The 15,552-nt window shown below is 67.4% G+C and carries 14 protein-coding genes and 1 tRNA gene; 8 read left to right on the top strand and 7 right to left on the bottom strand.

What is annotated here, in order from left to right; genetic code table 11:
• Positions 1–54 precede the first annotated feature (54 nt).
• Complete coding sequence (locus tag ACX5I6_RS13620; RefSeq protein ID WP_461840810.1) at positions 55–1,071, bottom strand: CAP domain-containing protein; 1,017 nt, start codon at positions 1,069–1,071, stop codon at positions 55–57.
• 185 nt (positions 1,072–1,256) lie between these two features.
• On the bottom strand, positions 1,257–2,483 hold the full coding sequence (locus ACX5I6_RS13615; protein WP_461840809.1) for an ROK family protein: 1,227 nt from the start codon (positions 2,481–2,483) through the stop codon (positions 1,257–1,259).
• A 142-nt stretch (positions 2,484–2,625) separates the two neighbouring features.
• Between ACX5I6_RS13615 and xylA the strand changes: the two genes are divergently transcribed.
• Both xylA and xylB read left to right on the top strand, forming a co-directional pair.
• On the top strand, positions 2,626–3,813 hold the full coding sequence (gene xylA / locus ACX5I6_RS13610) for a xylose isomerase (RefSeq protein WP_461840808.1): 1,188 nt from the start codon (positions 2,626–2,628) through the stop codon (positions 3,811–3,813).
• A 3-nt stretch (positions 3,814–3,816) separates the two neighbouring features.
• A complete protein-coding gene (gene xylB, locus ACX5I6_RS13605) occupies positions 3,817–5,235 on the top strand; it encodes a xylulokinase (protein WP_461840807.1) in 1,419 nt (472 codons plus the stop codon).
• 117 nt (positions 5,236–5,352) lie between these two features.
• Here the strand turns inward: xylB and ACX5I6_RS13600 are convergent, their stop codons facing one another.
• The 3 genes from ACX5I6_RS13600 to ACX5I6_RS13590 are packed head-to-tail and all read right to left on the bottom strand — an operon-like array spanning position 5,353 to position 8,572.
• The gene (locus ACX5I6_RS13600; RefSeq protein WP_461840806.1) at positions 5,353–6,192 is read right to left on the bottom strand and encodes a sugar phosphate isomerase/epimerase family protein; all 840 of its coding nucleotides are present in this window, start codon (positions 6,190–6,192) and stop codon (positions 5,353–5,355) included.
• Positions 6,189–7,403: a dihydrodipicolinate synthase family protein gene (locus ACX5I6_RS13595; RefSeq protein ID WP_461840805.1), complete on the bottom strand. Its 1,215-nt coding sequence runs from the start codon at positions 7,401–7,403 to the stop codon at positions 6,189–6,191. Before ACX5I6_RS13595 ends, ACX5I6_RS13600 begins: the two co-directional genes overlap by 4 nt.
• The gene (locus ACX5I6_RS13590) at positions 7,403–8,572 is read right to left on the bottom strand and encodes a Gfo/Idh/MocA family protein (protein ID WP_461840804.1); all 1,170 of its coding nucleotides are present in this window, start codon (positions 8,570–8,572) and stop codon (positions 7,403–7,405) included. Before ACX5I6_RS13590 ends, ACX5I6_RS13595 begins: the two co-directional genes overlap by 1 nt.
• Before the next feature lie 172 nt (positions 8,573–8,744).
• Here ACX5I6_RS13590 and ACX5I6_RS13585 point away from each other — a divergent pair, with 172 nt between their 5' ends.
• On the top strand, positions 8,745–9,827 hold the full coding sequence (locus ACX5I6_RS13585; RefSeq protein WP_461840803.1) for a LacI family DNA-binding transcriptional regulator: 1,083 nt from the start codon (positions 8,745–8,747) through the stop codon (positions 9,825–9,827).
• Positions 9,824–10,600 carry an alpha/beta hydrolase gene (locus ACX5I6_RS13580; protein ID WP_461840802.1) on the top strand — a complete coding sequence of 259 codons (777 nt, stop codon included), beginning with the start codon at positions 9,824–9,826 and terminating at the stop codon, positions 10,598–10,600. The genes ACX5I6_RS13585 and ACX5I6_RS13580 overlap by 4 nt, the downstream gene beginning before the upstream one ends.
• On the opposite strand, the gene ACX5I6_RS13575 is transcribed toward ACX5I6_RS13580, so the two are convergent.
• Positions 10,597–11,508, bottom strand: coding sequence for an aldose 1-epimerase family protein (locus ACX5I6_RS13575; protein WP_461840801.1), 912 nt, complete (start codon positions 11,506–11,508; stop codon positions 10,597–10,599). The genes ACX5I6_RS13580 and ACX5I6_RS13575 overlap by 4 nt on opposite strands.
• 79 nt (positions 11,509–11,587) lie before the next feature.
• On the opposite strand from ACX5I6_RS13575, the gene ACX5I6_RS13570 reads away from it, so the two are divergent.
• Complete coding sequence (locus ACX5I6_RS13570) at positions 11,588–12,289, top strand: DNA alkylation repair protein (protein ID WP_461840800.1); 702 nt, start codon at positions 11,588–11,590, stop codon at positions 12,287–12,289.
• An 11-nt stretch (positions 12,290–12,300) separates the two neighbouring features.
• Here ACX5I6_RS13570 and mptB read toward each other — a convergent pair whose 3' ends face one another.
• Positions 12,301–13,857: a polyprenol phosphomannose-dependent alpha 1,6 mannosyltransferase MptB gene (gene mptB, locus ACX5I6_RS13565; RefSeq protein ID WP_461840799.1), complete on the bottom strand. Its 1,557-nt coding sequence runs from the start codon at positions 13,855–13,857 to the stop codon at positions 12,301–12,303.
• A 152-nt stretch (positions 13,858–14,009) separates the two neighbouring features.
• Here mptB and orn point away from each other — a divergent pair, with 152 nt between their 5' ends.
• The 3 genes from orn to def all read left to right on the top strand — a co-directional run bounded on the left by orn (position 14,010) and on the right by def (position 15,549).
• Entirely contained in the window at positions 14,010–14,639 is a 630-nt protein-coding gene (orn, locus tag ACX5I6_RS13560; RefSeq protein ID WP_461840798.1) for an oligoribonuclease, read from the top strand.
• Between the two features lie 129 nt (positions 14,640–14,768).
• Positions 14,769–14,841, top strand: a tRNA-His gene (locus ACX5I6_RS13555).
• Between the two features lie 135 nt (positions 14,842–14,976).
• Positions 14,977–15,549 (top strand): peptide deformylase, encoded by a 573-nt coding sequence (def, locus tag ACX5I6_RS13550; protein WP_461840797.1) that lies wholly within the window; start codon positions 14,977–14,979, stop codon positions 15,547–15,549.
• Positions 15,550–15,552: the final 3 nt, after the last annotated feature.

Here is a 15,552-nt window from a genome sequence, read left to right as displayed (position 1 = left end):
GACCTGCGGAAACGTAGATCAGACCGCTCGTGTTTTCGCTCGGCAATGAGATCTTTACTGTCCCACTACCCTGAAGCGCACTGCTTCAAGGCGAAGTCCCTGACCGGTGGTTCCGCAAACCTCACCATCACCAACCTCGGGCATCCAGCCAATATTTTGAACATGCGCTTGGCATCGGATCGCCTCACCCGCAATTGTGGATTTGATTTGTATTGCTTCCATACGAAGCCCCAACCCGGTAGTACCAATTGTCGTCGCTCCAGTGCTGTAATTTTGCCAGCCGATGTTCTGGACATGCGCTCGAACCGTTTGTCCTGATGTAGAAAAGCGGAGCGCTTCCAGCCTCAGCCCTTGCCCAACAGTGCCTGCGGTTTCGCCGTTCGAAACGCTGGACTGCCAACCAATGCTTTGCACATGCCCCGCATAGGAAGTCGCCGTTGGGGCAGTGGCCGAAGCTGGGGATGACGGGATCCGGGTGGTCGAGTAGGCCGCCATGTTGGAGACCATCAGGTGCCAGCCGGCGTAGGGCCCGCTCGATGGAACCACGTATCCGATGCCGGCGTCCGTGCCCCGCGGGTCAAGCATGGCTGCCTTGTGGCCGGGAGAGTTCATCCACCAGTCGACCAGTTGGGCGGGGCTGAAGTTAAACCCGATGTTTTCCCGATACCAGGTGGCCCCGGCAGGGATTTCGTTGCCGCCGGCGTCCGTGCGGTGGATGGTGGCGAAGTCGAAGTTCGGGTCCATAGTGGCGACGCCCAGGTGGTTGGCCCAATCCTGGGATACATCGGCGATCTTCTGGTTCCAGATGAAGGGCGGCGCCCCGACCTTGGCGCGTTCGGCGTTAATCAGGTCGAAGGTCTGCTTGGTGAACGAGTCGGTGATGGTCGCGGCCGGGACGATCGTGGGGACCGGGGCGGCGACGGAAGCGGTGGCGGCCATGAGGCCGCAGAGCATGGTGAGAAGCAGCGCGAGGGTGATCGCGGACGTGCGGGAAGAAGAGAATTTCATGAGTACCTCGGTTGGGGCCGGGCGGTAATACCGGGAGACGGCACAAGCCTGCCAGCGCGCCACGGAGGACACCGTTGATCTGTGGAGATGCTGGGGCAAGCCTTGGCAGATCCTGAGGAACCCGACTCCCGGGCGCCGCTACGCAGCATGAGCCGGACCTTGGATTCCCAACCGAAGTAGTCCCGCAGCAGCCCGGGCACCCAGCCCGCGCAACGGTCTTCGGGCCGGGGCGCTTCCGGTTTACCCCGCTATGCCTGCAGCCTGTGCGGCGCTTCGACGAGCGACCGGATGACGCTGCCGGCGGCACCCAGCAGCGCTCCCGACTCCCCCACGGCCGAAACCGAGACCTGGCCGGACGCGTACCTGCCTGGAGCGTACTTTTGCAGGCTCTGGAGCAGCGGACTGCGGAGCCATGGTTCCAGGACGGCGAAGTGGCCGCCGAGGACGACGGAGGCAATATTGACCACCCGGGCTGTTGACGCGAGCGCGATGCCAAGGCAGCGCCCCGCACGCTCGACGGCGGCCAGCGCCCCCGGCTGCTGTGCGTCCAGCGCCTGGAGGAGCTTGGCCATGGCGGCCGAACGCGAATGTTCCACGGATCCGATCCCGGCCGCCTCGAAGATGGCGTCCTGGCCGGCCACGGTTTCCAGGCAGCCCGTCCCGCCGCACGAGCAACGTGCACCGTCGGGGTCCACCACGATGTGCCCCACTTCGCCGGCGTGGCCGCCGGGGCCCGTGAAGAGTTCAGATCCGATGACCAGGCCGCCACCGACGCCCACCTCGCCGGAGACAAAGAGGAAATCCGATGCCCCATCGGGGCGGTGCCGCAGCTCGGCCAGGGCGGCGGCGTTGGCTTCGTTGAAGAGGGCAACCCCCAACGGCGCCTCCGGCAGGAGGGCGCCAAGGTCAAGGTCGACGCCGGCCCAGCCCAGGTTGGGTGCCGTGAGCACCCGCGCGGCAGCAGGGTCCACCAGCCCGGGCACGGCGAGCCCGCCGCCCAGGACCTCAACCCCGCGTTCCCCGGCCGCACTCCGTACCCGGGCCGCCAAAACGGCGAGCGCTGCCATGACGGGACCGTCCACGCTGTTGCGGTTATCGCGTTCCTGCACCTCACGGACCAGCACTTTTCCGGCCAGGTCAACCACTGCAGCGGAGATGTAGTCCACATTGACCTCCATCCCCATGACTGCCCGGCCGGGGTTCAGTTCCAGCCCGACACCCGGCCGGCCGCGCCCCTGCGGATTGAAGCCGATCTCGCGGATGATGCCGGCATCGAGGAGATCCAGTACCAGGCTGGACACGGATGCCTTGGTCAGGCCGGTGGCGGCTGCCAGCTGGGCGCGGCTGGGATGGGCTCCCGGCGGGAACTCGGCGATTCGCCCCAGCACCAGGGCCAGGTTGCTGCGCCGGACGTCACCCACGCTTCCAGGGGCCGAACCCCCGGATCCCGCCACGCCGGGCGCCGGCATCACCATCACAAAGCTCCTCCGTCAGCACATGGGCCCGGCCGTCATCTGTCCGCCGGACCCCTTGACCCCACCCTACGTCCGCCCATATAGTTCAGGCAATAAACTAAAGCTTCGCATCCGGCGGAGCACCCGATTGCAAGGACGCATCATGACTCACTCCCCCACCCCCGCTGACAAGTTCACCTTTGGCCTTTGGACCGTCGGCTGGACCGGCGCCGACCCGTTCGGCGTGGCCACCCGCGCCGCCCTGGATCCCGTGGAAGCAGTCCACCGGCTCAGCGAACTGGGCGCCTACGGCATCACGTTCCACGACAACGATCTGGTCCCTTTTGACGCCACCGCCTCCGAACGGGAGCTGATCCACAAGAACTTCCGCGCAGCCCTGGCAGAGACCGGCCTGAAGGTTCCGATGGTCACCACCAACTTGTTCAGCCACCCAGTGTTCAAGGACGGCGGCTTTACCTCGAACGACCGCTCCATCCGCCGCTTCGCCCTCTCCAAGGTCTTGCGCAACATCGACCTCGCCGCGGAACTCGGCGCCGAAACCTTCGTCATGTGGGGCGGCCGCGAAGGCAGCGAATACGACGGATCCAAGGACCTTGCCGCAGCGCTGGACCGGATGAAGGAAGGCGTGGACACGGCAGCGGGCTACATCAAGGACAAGGGCTACAACCTGCGGATTGCGCTGGAACCCAAGCCCAACGAACCCCGCGGCGATATCTTCCTGCCCACTGTCGGACACGGCCTGGCCTTCATCGCCCAGCTGGAACACGGCGACATCGTGGGCCTGAACCCGGAAACCGGCCACGAGCAGATGGCCGGGCTGAACTTTACCCACGGCATCGCCCAGGCGCTCTGGGCCGGCAAGCTTTTCCACATCGACCTCAACGGACAGCGCGGCATCAAGTACGACCAGGACCTCGTCTTCGGCCACGGCGACCTGACCAGCGCCTTCTTCACGGTGGACCTGCTCGAAAACGGCTTCCCGGGAGGCGGACCGAAGTACGACGGCCCCCGCCACTTCGATTACAAGCCCTCCCGCACCGACGGCTACGACGGCGTCTGGGAATCCGCGAAGGCCAACATGTCCATGTACCTGCTGCTCAAGGAGCGTGCCCTCGCCTTCCGCGCCGACCCCGACGTCCAGGAAGCGCTCAAGGCCTCCGGCGTCTTCGAACTCGGCGAACCCACGCTCAACGCCGGCGAAAGCACCGCGGACCTGCTCGCCGACACCGCCTCCTTCGAGGACTTCGACGCCGACAAGGCCGCCGAGCGCTCCTTCGCGTTCGTCCGCCTCAACCAGCTCGCCATCGAACACCTCCTGGGCGCCCGCTAGGCCATGGCACTCGTCGCAGGGGTCGACAGTTCAACCCAGTCCTGCAAAGTTGTCATCCGCGACGCGGACACCGGAGAACTGGTCCGGCAGGGCCGCGCCGGCCACCCCGACGGCACCGAGGTCCACCCGGACCACTGGTGGACGGCGCTGCAGAAAGCCATTGCCGAGGCGGGTGGCCTGGATGACGTGGCGGCCATCTCCGTCGGCGGCCAGCAGCACGGCATGGTCTGCCTCGACGCAGACGGTGAAGTGGTCCGTCCGGCACTGCTGTGGAACGACACCCGCAGCGCCGGGGCAGCGGTGGAGCTCATCAACGGCGCCGGCAACGGAGACCCCGGTGCCGGCGCCCGGTACTGGGCCGGCGCCACCGGCACCGTCCCCGTGGCCTCACTGACAGTGACCAAGCTGCGCTGGCTTGCGGAGAACGAGCCGGACAACGCCGCCAAGGTCGCGGCCGTGTGCCTCCCGCACGACTGGCTGACCTGGCGGCTCGCGGGTTACGGGCCGGGCAGCGGCGCAGCGGGCCTGGCGGCACTGGCAACGGACCGCTCTGATGCCTCGGGCACCGGGTACTATTCGTCGGCGGAGGGCCGGTACCTGCCGGACGTCCTGGCATCCGCGCTGGGACACGTCCCAACCCTCCCCAAGGTCCTCGGGCCACTGGAACCGGCGGGCCGCACCCCAGCAGGCTCCCTGCTCGGAGCCGGTGCCGGCGACAACGCGGCCGCCGCGCTCGGCGCCGGCGCGGAACTGGGCGACGTCGTCATGTCCCTGGGCACCTCCGGAACCGTATTTGCCATCTCGGACACGGCGCCGGCAGACGCGTCGGGACTGGTGGCCGGGTTCGCCGATGCAGCCGGGCACTACCTTCCGCTGGTGTGCACGTTGAACGCCACGCGCGTTTTCGATGCCACCGCCGCCCTGCTGGGCGTCGACCTGGCGGAGTTCAACAGGCTGGCACTCTCCGCCGAACCGGGCGCCGGAGGCCTGACCCTGGTCCCGTACTTCGACGGGGAACGGACGCCCAACCTCCCGGACGCCACCGGCACCCTGCATGGCATCACGCGGGCCAACTACACCCCCGCCAACCTGGCGCGCGCCGCCGTCGAAGGCGTGGTCTGTTCCCTGGCCGACGGTCTCGCGGCGTTGCAGGACCAAGGCGTGGCCCCTCAGCGGATCCTCCTCGTGGGCGGCGGCGCCCAGTCCGACGCCGTGCAGGACGTCGCAGCGCGACTGCTGGGAACCCGTGTCACGTTTCCCCGCCCGGGCGAGTATGTTGCGGACGGAGCGGCCCGCCAGGCCGCCGCCGCACTCACGGGGCATTTCCCCGCCTGGTCCGCGGACGCCGTCGAGCTGCCCGGCGGAACGGACGACGCCGGTGTGCTGGCCCGCTACCGCAGGTTCGCCTTGGCGTACGCCTAGGGCGGTCCGCGAAACCATGAAGGACCCGGACCGCTTGCGGCGGTCCGGGTCCTTCCATGTGGGGCGCAGGCTCCTGCCTGCGGAAAGCGTCGGCAGGAGCCCGCGGTCTGTATCCGGTCAGGCGAACGGAAGGACGAGCTCCGCGTACCGCTCCTTGACCGTGGCCAGGACGGCATTGCCATCCGTGTCCCAAATCTCCTGGTTAAAGATTTCCACCTCGATGTCCCCGGTGTAGCCGGCGTCACGCACCCAAGTGCCGATCGTGGCGAAGTCCACCACGCCGTCGCCCATGTACCCGCGGGACAGCAGCGGGTCCGCGGCGATGGGCATGTTGAAGTCGCACACCTGGTAGGAGGCGATGCGGTTTTCCCGGCCCGCGCGCACGATCTGCGCCTTCAGTTCCGGGTCCCACCAGACATGGAAGGTGTCGACGGCGACTCCCACGGTTGAGGCATCGAACGGCGCGGCGAGGTCCAGCGCCTGCCCCAACGTGGAGATCAGGGCACGGTCGGCCGCATACATCGGGTGCAGCGGTTCGAGCACCAGGCGGACGCCGTGCTCCGCAGCGAACGGGACCAGGTCGGCGAGCCGGTCGGCAACGCGCTGCCGCGCCGCCACGACGTCCTTCTCCCCAAGGGCCAGGCCGCCGACCACCAGGAACAGTTCCCGGGTCTCCAGGGCCACGGCCTCAAGGATCGCCGCGCGGTTGTCCGCGAGCGCAGCCGCCTGGCCGTCGGCGTCAGCCGCGGTGAGGAACCCGCCGCGGCACAGCGAGGATACACGCAGGCCGGCATCCTTGATCAGGCGGGCCGCTTTGTCCAGGCCGGCTTCCTCCACCCGGTCCCGCCACGGGCCGATCGAGGGAATGCCGGCGTTCACGCACCCCTCCACCACCTGGGCGAGCGTCCACTTCTTGGTGGTGGCGCTGTTGATGGACAGGCGCGCGAAGTCGCTCATACGCCCACCCCGTTGATGCGCAGGTAGTCGGACATCCGGAAGGCCGCCAGCGCTGGGTCCTTCAGCAGTCCGGCCTGGTCCGCGAGCTCAAAGGTCCTGGCCAGGTGGCAGACCGAGCGGCCCGAATGCAGGCCGCCCACCATCTGGAAACCGGGCTGCTTGCCGTTGAGCCAGGACATGAACGCGATGCCCGTCTTGTAGTAGAACGTGGGGGCGCTGAAGATGTGCTTGCCCAGTTCCCGGGTGGAGTCGAGGATTTCGCGGGCCTTGGCGGCGTTGCCTGCGTCGTAGTTCTGCAGGGCAACCGAAGCGGCTGGGTAGATTGCCGCGAAGATGCCCAGCAGGGCGTCGGAGTGGTGGCTGCCATCGCCGTCGATGAGTTCCGGGTAGTTGAAGTCGTCGCCGGTGTAGAGCCGGACGCCCTCGGGCAGGGACGCCCGCAGGGCCACCTCGTGGCCGGCATCGAGCAGCGAGACCTTGACGCCGTCCACCTTGGCGGCGTTGTCCCTGATGAGGCCGAGGAACGTTTCGGTGGCCGTGGCAACGTCGTCCGACCCCCAGTAGCCGGCGAGGGCGGGATCGAACATGGTGCCCAGCCAGTGCAGGATGACCGGCTGGTCCACTTCCTGCAGGAGGGTGGAGTACACCTTCAGGTAGTCTTCGGGGCCGCGTGCCACCCTTGCCAGGGCGCGGGAGGCCATGAGGATGACCTTGGGTCCGGCCTCGGTGACGACGGCGATCTGCTCGCGGTAGGCCTCCAGGACGGCTTTGATGCCGGCTTCGCCGGGGGTCAGGGCGTCGATGTCCAGCTGGTCGGTGCCCGCGCCGCAGGAGACGAGGTCGCGGACGGACTTGCCGGCGGTGGCCGCATTGCCGGCCGAAACCACGGAGGCAGCTTCCACCCCCGTCCGCTTGATGAGCTGCTGGGTGGCGGACCAGTCCAGGCCCATGCCCCGCTGGGCGGTGTCCATGGCGTCGGCCACGCCCAGTCCGTAGGACCACAGCTCATGGCGGTACGCCATCGTGGCGTCCCAGTCCAGCCGCGCGGGGGCACCCGGGGTGTTGTCGGCGAGCACCTCGGGGATGACGTGGGCGGCGGCGTACGCCCGACGTGCAGTCAGGGGTGCCGTGGGGCGGGCCCACGTGGCGCCGCCCTGCAGCCGGTACTCCCTGGTGCCGCCGTCTTCGGAGGGAAGGATGAGGGAAGTCATTAGAGCGTGATCTCCGGGATGTCGATGGTGCGGCGTTCGTCGTTGGACTGCAGGCCCAGCTCGGCGAGCTGGACACCCCGGGCGGCGGAGAGCAGGCCAAAGCGGTGTTCGCGGCCGGCGACGACGTCGCGCAGGAATTCCTCCCACTGCAGCTTGAAGCCGTTGTCCAGGTCGGCGTTGGCGGGTACTTCCTGCCACTGGTCGCGGAATGACTCCGTCACCGGAAGGTCCGGGTTCCAGACGGGCTTGGGAGTGTGGGCCCGCTGCTGGGCGACGCACTTGTTCAGGCCGGCGACGGCCGAGCCGTGGGTGCCGTCCACCTGGAATTCCACCAGTTCGTCGCGGTATACCCGGACAGCCCAGGAGGAGTTGATCTGGCCGACGACCTCGTCGCCCGCCGGGGTAACGAGTTCGAAGATGCCGTAGGAGGCGTCGTCGGCCGTGGCCTTGTACTCCTTGCCGGCTTCGTCCCAGCGTGCCGGAATGTGGGTGGCGGTCTTGGCATTGACGCTCTTGACCTTGCCGATGATGCCTTCGAGCACGTAGTTCCAGTGGCAGAACATGTCGGTGGTCATTCCACCGCCGTCTTCCTTGCGGTAGTTCCAGGACGGGCGCTGGGCAGCCTGGATGTCGCCTTCGAAGACCCAGTAGCCGAACTCTCCGCGGATTGACAGGATCCGGCCGAAGAAGCCTTCATCCACCAGCCGGCGGAGCTTGACCAGGCCGGGGAGGTACAGCTTGTCGTGCACAACGCCGGCCGTGACGCCTGCTTCCTTGCCGATGCGGGCCAGTTCAATGGCCTCCTCGAGGGTTTCTGCCGTCGGCTTTTCCGTGAAGATGTGCTTGCCCGCCAGCATGGCCTTCTTCAGCGTCGCGGCCCGCAGGCTGGTCATGGATGCGTCGAAAACGACGTCCACCGTGGGGTCATTGATCACGGCATCGAGGTCCGTGGTCCACTCGGACACCTTGTGCTGCTCCGCCAGCTCGCGGATCTTGGCTTCGTTGCGCCCCACCAGGATGGGCTCCACCTGGACCCGGGTGCCGTCTTCCAGCGTGAAGCCGCCGGCGTCGCGGATGGGCAGAATGGACCGCAGCAGGTGCTGGCGGTAGCCCATGCGGCCGGTGATGCCGTTCATGGCAATACGGATCGTTTTAGTTTCGAAGCCCATGTGTCCTCCACGGTGAGTGAGCAAGGTGTACTCAAGACGAATTGGGAAAGCGCATTCCCTCTGTTTCCATGATGCACCGCGCCGTTCCGCTTGGCAAGCGCTTTCCGGAAGTAGTTTGAACTGTCATAATGTCCTTAGCCTTTTGAGGCCGCCCCGACCACCAGGAGATGCTGTGGCTGCTAGTACCCTTACCGAGGTTGCCCGCCTGGCCGGCGTCTCGCCTGCCACGGCGTCCCGCGTGCTGAACGGCTCGGCGCGGACCCCCGGCAAGGACATTGCCGAGCGCGTCCGCCAGGCGGCGGACTCACTGGGGTACATCCCCAACGCGCAAGCCCAGGGCCTTGCCAAATCCAGCTCGGGCCTGATCGGCCTGATTGTCCACGACATCGCCGACCCGTACTTCGCCGCCATTGCCCGCGGCGTGCAGGATGCTGCCCGGGAACAGCGGAAGATGGTGCTCCTTGCCACGACAGGCGGCGGCCCCGCGGAAGAAAAGGAAGCAGTGGCTGCCTTCGCCGCCCGCCGTGCCGACTCCATCGTGATCGCCGGTTCCCGCTCCTGCCGCGCCGAGGACCAGGAGGGCAACGCCCAGCTGGCCGCCGAGCTGGACCGGTATTGCCGCAACGGCGGCAGGGTGGCAGTGGTGGGGCATCCCGTGGTGGGCGCCACCGCACTGGAGGGCTACCACGTCGTCGAAATCCCCAACCAGGAGCTTGCCGGCCGGCTGGCCACGGAGCTTGCCGCCGGCTGGGATGGCGACTTCGTCATCATTGCCGGGCCCGAAGGCCTGTATACCTCCGACGACCGGGTCCGGGGTTTCCAGGACGGCCTGGCACGCGCCGGACACCGCCCGGCAGAGGTGCTCAGGAGCGCTTTCAACCGTTCGGGCGGCTACGAGGCCGGCCTGCAACTGGCCGCACGAATCAAGGCAGCCGCCGCCGGGAACCCCGCCGCGCCGAAGCTTTGCATTTTCGCGGTCAACGACGTGATGGCGATCGGCGCCGCAGCAGCCCTCCGGTCCGAGGGGCTGAGGATTCCCCGCGACGCGTCAATCGCAGGTTTCGACGACATCGAAACGCTGCGGGACTTCCGGCCGGCCCTGTCCACCGTCCGCCTGCCGCTCGAAGATATTGGACGGCTGGCTACCAGGGCCACCCGCCCCCGGCCGGCCGGCGAGGACCAGGAAGCGGCGCCTGACGAAGCCGTTACCGGCGAGGTCACGCTGCGGCGCAGCACCGAGGCTGCAGCCGTATGATGCCGCGAGGGATCACCGCGGTTCCGGCCTGCGCTGAAGCCGCGGGCCCCCGCCCGGCCATCCTTGTCTTGCCGGGTGGCGGGTACGCGCGCCAGGCGGACCACGAGGCTGAGCCGGTTGCGGAATGGCTCGCATCGCTGGGTATCCACGCTTTCGTCCTGCGTTACCGGGTGGCCCCGGCCCGACACCCGGCGCCCCTTGAGGACGCCAAGGAGGCCATGCTCTACATCCGGGGCGGACCGCACGGCCTTGCGGTGGACCACGAGCGTGTGGGCGTCCTGGGATTCTCGGCCGGCGGGCATCTGGCGGCCACGCTGGCCACCGCAGCAGCCACCGGCAACCGGGACCTCGACGTCGATGCCGCCGTGCCGGACCTCTCGGTCCTTTGCTACCCGGTGGTGTCCCTGATCCAGGACACGCATCAGGGGTCGGTGGACAACCTCCTCGGCGAGGTGCCGGCGTCGCACCTCCTTGCCGGCCTCTCCGCGGACCTGAACGTGACCGCCTGGACCCCGCCCGCTTTCCTCTGGCACACCGCGGACGACGAAGCTGTCCCGGTGGCCAACAGCCTGAACTACGCCAAGGCGCTGATCGCCGCCGGCGTTCCCGCCGAACTTCACGTCTTCCCGGAGGGGCGGCACGGGCTCGGACTGGCAGCCGCGGACCCCGGCCCCGGACAGTGGACGGCCCTGTGTGCGTCCTGGCTGGTTCGTGCCGGCTGGGCGGAGTCCGCAGCGTCAACAACCCGGGCCGCAGCAGCCGGCCCCACTTAGGTCCGCCGGTCCACCGCCCGGATGGTCCAGCCCGCCGAGTGCGACCCGCCCGGCTCGAGGTGGACCAGGTCTGTACCGGAATTAAAGGCGTCCGGCGGGCAGGTCATGGGTTCAACCGCCAGGCCCAGCCGGTCCGGACCAATAGGCTTATCCCCCGTGTGCACCTGGACCCAAGGCCACTCCGGCCCCCATTCCAGCTCCACGCCCGTTCCCGAGGGATCGAGTACGCGGACGCGTGCCAGCCCGGCAGCATCGCGGGAGATACCGGTAAAGGCGTGGTCGATCCTGACCGGTCCCAGACTGCGCGGGAGGCGGAAGTCGAAGGCATCCGGCTCCACCTGCCGCACGGCCACCGGGAGCAGCCGGTCCGGGGTGACCTCGAGGTAGGCATCTGCCGGAAGCTCCAGGGACCATTCATCCAGTGGAGCAGTGCCGGCAACAAGGTACGGATGGGGGCACACGCCATACGGCGCAGCCCGGGTACCGGTGTTGACGGCGGTGACCGTACCGCGGAGGCCGTCATCGGAGAGGGAATAGGCCACCGTGAGTTCCAGGTTGCCCGGGTAGTCCGGCCCGGCCGGAACGAGGCAGCCAAGCACCGCCCGGTCCGCCGAGGCCTCCAGGATGTCCCAGGCCTGGTGGATGGCCAGCCCGTGCAGGGCCGACCCGCGCTCCGGCTCATTGATGGCGGCCGCATAAGACTGGCCGGCGTAATCATAGGTTCCGTCAGCGAGCCGATTGGGCCACGGCGCACAGATCACGCCCCGGTAGTCCGGGACCGCGCCCTCCGGCCCAAAGCCCACCACCAGGTCCCGGTCCCCGCAGCGCAGCTCCCGGAGGGCGCCACCGCGGGTGGTCACGACGGCGGTGTAGGGTCCGCGGGCAAGGCGGACTTCGGTTCCGGACATGGCATCCTCCACAATGAACTTTGTTAGCGCTAAACAGCATATGTCATCCCGCCGGAACCCGGCTGGCTAGAGTTGCCCCATGGAAGAAGCCCCCGACCAGCACCTTATCGCCGCCGTCCGGAGTGCACTGTGGGAGCTGTCCGACCCCGCTCGTGCCGCCGGCGCCCAGGCGTACATGAAGTCTTCCGTCCCGTCCCTGGGTGTCCGGGTCCCGGATATCCGGCGGATCGCAGTGAAGGCCATGGAAGAGTTTCCTCCGGCATCAGGCGCCGGGCTGCGTGCCACGGCGCTGGAACTGTGGCACACGGCCGCGTTCCGGGAAGAACGCTATGCGGCCATCGACCTGACCGGCAACCGGCTGGTTGCCAAAGACCTGGACATGCTGCCGGTGTACGAGGAAATCATCCGCACCGGGGCATGGTGGGATTTTGCGGACGGCGTGTCCGGCAGGATCTGCGCCCTGCTGCTGGCGCACCCGGCGGAGATGTCCGCTGTGCTGAGGACGTGGAGCCGCGATCCGGACTTCTGGATTCGGCGCGCTTCCATCACCTCGCAGCTGCGCGCGAAGGAAGCCACCGATACGGTGCTGCTTGCCGATGTCATTGAACCCAACCTGCCGGACAGGGAATTCTTTATCCGCAAAGCGATTGGCTGGGCGCTGCGTGAATACGCCAAAACGGTGCCGGAATGGGTGCAGGAATTCGTCGCCGTGCACGGGCAGGAGCTGAGTCCGTTGTCCCGCAGGGAGGCCCTGCGCAGGATCGGCGCCGGCCGGCCATAACGTCCCCGCCGCTAAATGACGGGACGTTCGACGACGGGCTCGTGCGACTTCCGGAACAGCCGGCGGGTGCCGGGATCCCAAAAGATCAGGTAAAGCCCAAAGAGCAAGGCGGTCAGGGCCGCCGCAATCCGGGCCAGCAGGAGGGCGAAGCCCAGGTCCTGGGTCTGCAGGTAGGGAAAGACGTCCAGCTGGTCCGAAATTGCGTAGATCATGAAGAACGACACCACGAAGTACAGCGCCTTGACCTGCCAGTCGTTACGAATGCCCGTCACGGCGAAGAGCGGAATCAGCCACACCACATACCAGGACTGGATGATGGGGGCCAGCAGGACCACGGCGGCCAGGCCGAGGGTGAGGCGGCGCATCAGGCGGTCATGGTCGCCCTTGAGGATCTGCCAGGCAAGGATGGCCACGGCAAGCAGCTTGCCGGCGTCGAACACCCAGCCCGCCGGGACTGAGCCGTCCAGCCCGAAAGCGTTGGCAAGGGACCCCACCACCATGCCGAGCAGGCCCACCGGGGCGTACCAGATGGAGATGCTGCCGGGGGCGGAGAGTCCGTTGATCCAGCCGAAGCCGAAGCCGTTGACCAGGCTCATCAGGGCCAGCAACGCCAGGCTCAGGCCGGCCGTGAGCGCCCAGAATGCGACCTTCCGCAGCCACCCTGCGTTCCTGCCCGCCCAAAGGAGGCCGATGAACGGAAGGAAGACGATGGTGATGGGCTTGACGGCGATGGACAGCGTGACCAGCGCTACGCCGCGGACCTCCCGGCGGGTCGCGCAGTAGTAAAGCCCGGCAAGGGCCAGGCCGATCATGAGCGAGTCGTTGTGCACGCTGGCGATGAAGTTGGTCAGGAAGAGCGGGTTGGCCGCGGTGAGCCACAGGGCCCGGTGCGGGTTGATGCCGTGCAGCTCTGCGAGCCGGGGTACGTAGATCACGCAGAGCACCACGCCGGCCAAGGCAACCAGCCGGAACAGCATGATGCAGGCTTCCGGCTGGACGTTGGTCACCCACACGACGAACTGCTCGATCCAGAGGAACAGCTGGCCATAGGGAACCGGAGCTTCGGTCCACTGTTTGTCGGCTCCCAGCTGGAAGTAGTTGGACAGGGCGGAGATCCCGTTTTCGTACGGGTTGAACCCTTCCACCATCAGCCGTCCCTGGCCGATGTAGGCATAGACATCGCGGCTGAACAGCGGGACGCTGAACATCATGGGCAGCCCCCACGCCACCACCGCCGCCAACGTGGCGCGCCGGGCCTGGTCGCCCCACACCCGGACTTTTTGGCCAAGCCGCAGCCAGGCGCGCACCAGCAGCATGCCCCCTGCCGCGACCAGCACGATGGACAGGGCAACGCCCGGCGCTTCGGTGCGCATCCAAATGAACAGGGGCATGCGGCGGAGTTCAGAGACAGGCGCGAGCCAGCCCACGCCGGCTGAACCGAACATCATGAACATCGACCCGAGGAAGCCGGCAAGCAGTGGAGAGCGGGGATTGTCCACCTCGGCACCGCCCGCCGGGGCAGTACCAGCCGCCGCCATCTCCCCCGCTGCGGGCACAGGCGCCGTCATCTCAGGAATGTCCAATCTTCTTGCGTTTCCGCTGGTGCCCGGCGGACCGCGTGGGCGGCCGGGACATATTCGAAGGCGGCGGGGCGACCCGCCGCGTACCCGAAATCGTAGCATCGGCGGGGCGTCCGGAGCGGTAACGGTAGGCTGGTCGGGTGCCTATATCTAACGAACGAATCGTCTGGATCGACTGCGAAATGACCGGCCTGGACATCAAGAACGACGCCCTCATCGAGGTGGCAGCCCTGGTCACCGATTCGGAACTGAATATCCTCGGGGACGGTGTCGACGTCGTGATCAAGCCCGAAGACGCGGCCGTCGCCCAGATGTCCGACTTCGTCCGGGACATGCACACCAAGTCCGGGCTCCTGGCGGAACTCCCCCACGGCCAGACCATGGCGGAGGCTGAGGCCGCTGTCATGGAGTACATCTCCGCCTGGGTTCCCGATCCGCGGAAAGCTCCGCTGGGCGGCAACTCCGTGGGCACCGACCGGGTGTTCCTCTCCCGCGACATGCCCGCCGTCGTAGAGCACCTGCATTACCGGGTGATCGATGTCAGCACCATCAAGGAACTCTCCCGCCGCTGGTTCGCTCGGGCGTACTTCCAGTCACCGGCGAAAAAGGGCGGCCACCGCGCGCTGGGCGACATCAAGGACTCCATCGATGAACTCCGCTACTACCGCGAAGCGGTGTTCGTGCCGGCCCCGGGCCCGGACAGCGCCACCGCCCAGAAGATCGCCCGGCGCATCACCAGCGGCGATGCCACCGTCCCCGCCGGCGAGTAATCTGCGCCACGTTTGGAGGAAATTTCGCGGAAATCACCGAAAGTGGACAAAGCACCCCTTCCGAGCAGGTAAGCTATTTGAGTTGCGTTTCACGGGGGCCGGTAACACGGCCTGGCCTTGAAACACATGGTGGGCGTAGCTCAGTTGGCAGAGCGCCTGGTTGTGGTCCAGGAGGTCGCGGGTTCAACCCCCGTCGCTCACCCTCACGGGGCGGCACTTGCAGCCGTCAACAAAGGAGGCCGCACCGGATATCCGGTGCGGCCTCCTTTGTTGTGTCCCACCAAGGTACGTGCAGGGACGCCGGCGCTGCCGGCCCCGAAGCCGAAGGACTAATGCTATGACCGTTCTGCCGATTACCATCTGGGGCGAGCCCGTCCTGCACCGCCGGGCAGCGGAAGTCGAGGTTTTCGACGACGAACTGCGCACCCTGATTGCCGACATGTTCGAGACCAACGACGCCGCCAACGGCGTGGGACTCGCGGCTCCGCAAGTCGGCGTGGGCAAGCGGATCTTCGTCTACAAGTACGCCAATGACGACGGCGCTCCACCCAGCGGTGCGCTGGTGAATCCCGTCCTCACCCTCTCCAAGGTTTCCGGCGCCGCCCCGGACCCGGACGAGGAGGAAGAGGGCTGCTTGTCCTTCCCCGGCGAGCAGTACCCGCTGAAGCGGGCCGAGTGGGCCAGGGTGGAAGGCTACGACGGTTTCGGCGAGCCGGTGAAGTTCGAGGCGACGGGGTGGTTTGCCAGGGTCATCCAGCATGAATTCGACCACCTGGATGGCAAGCTGTACGTCAACCGGTTGATGGACCGCTATGCCCGGAAGGCCCTGAAGCAGGCCAAGAAGAACGGGTGGGGCGTTCCGGGGCTGACCTGGATGCCCGGCGTCGATCCCGACCCGTTCGGCCACTAGGCG

The organism is Arthrobacter sp. MMS24-T111, from assembly GCF_054888995.1.
Note: the sequence above shows the minus strand (reverse complement) of the source record. Positions and strands in the feature narration are given on the sequence as shown.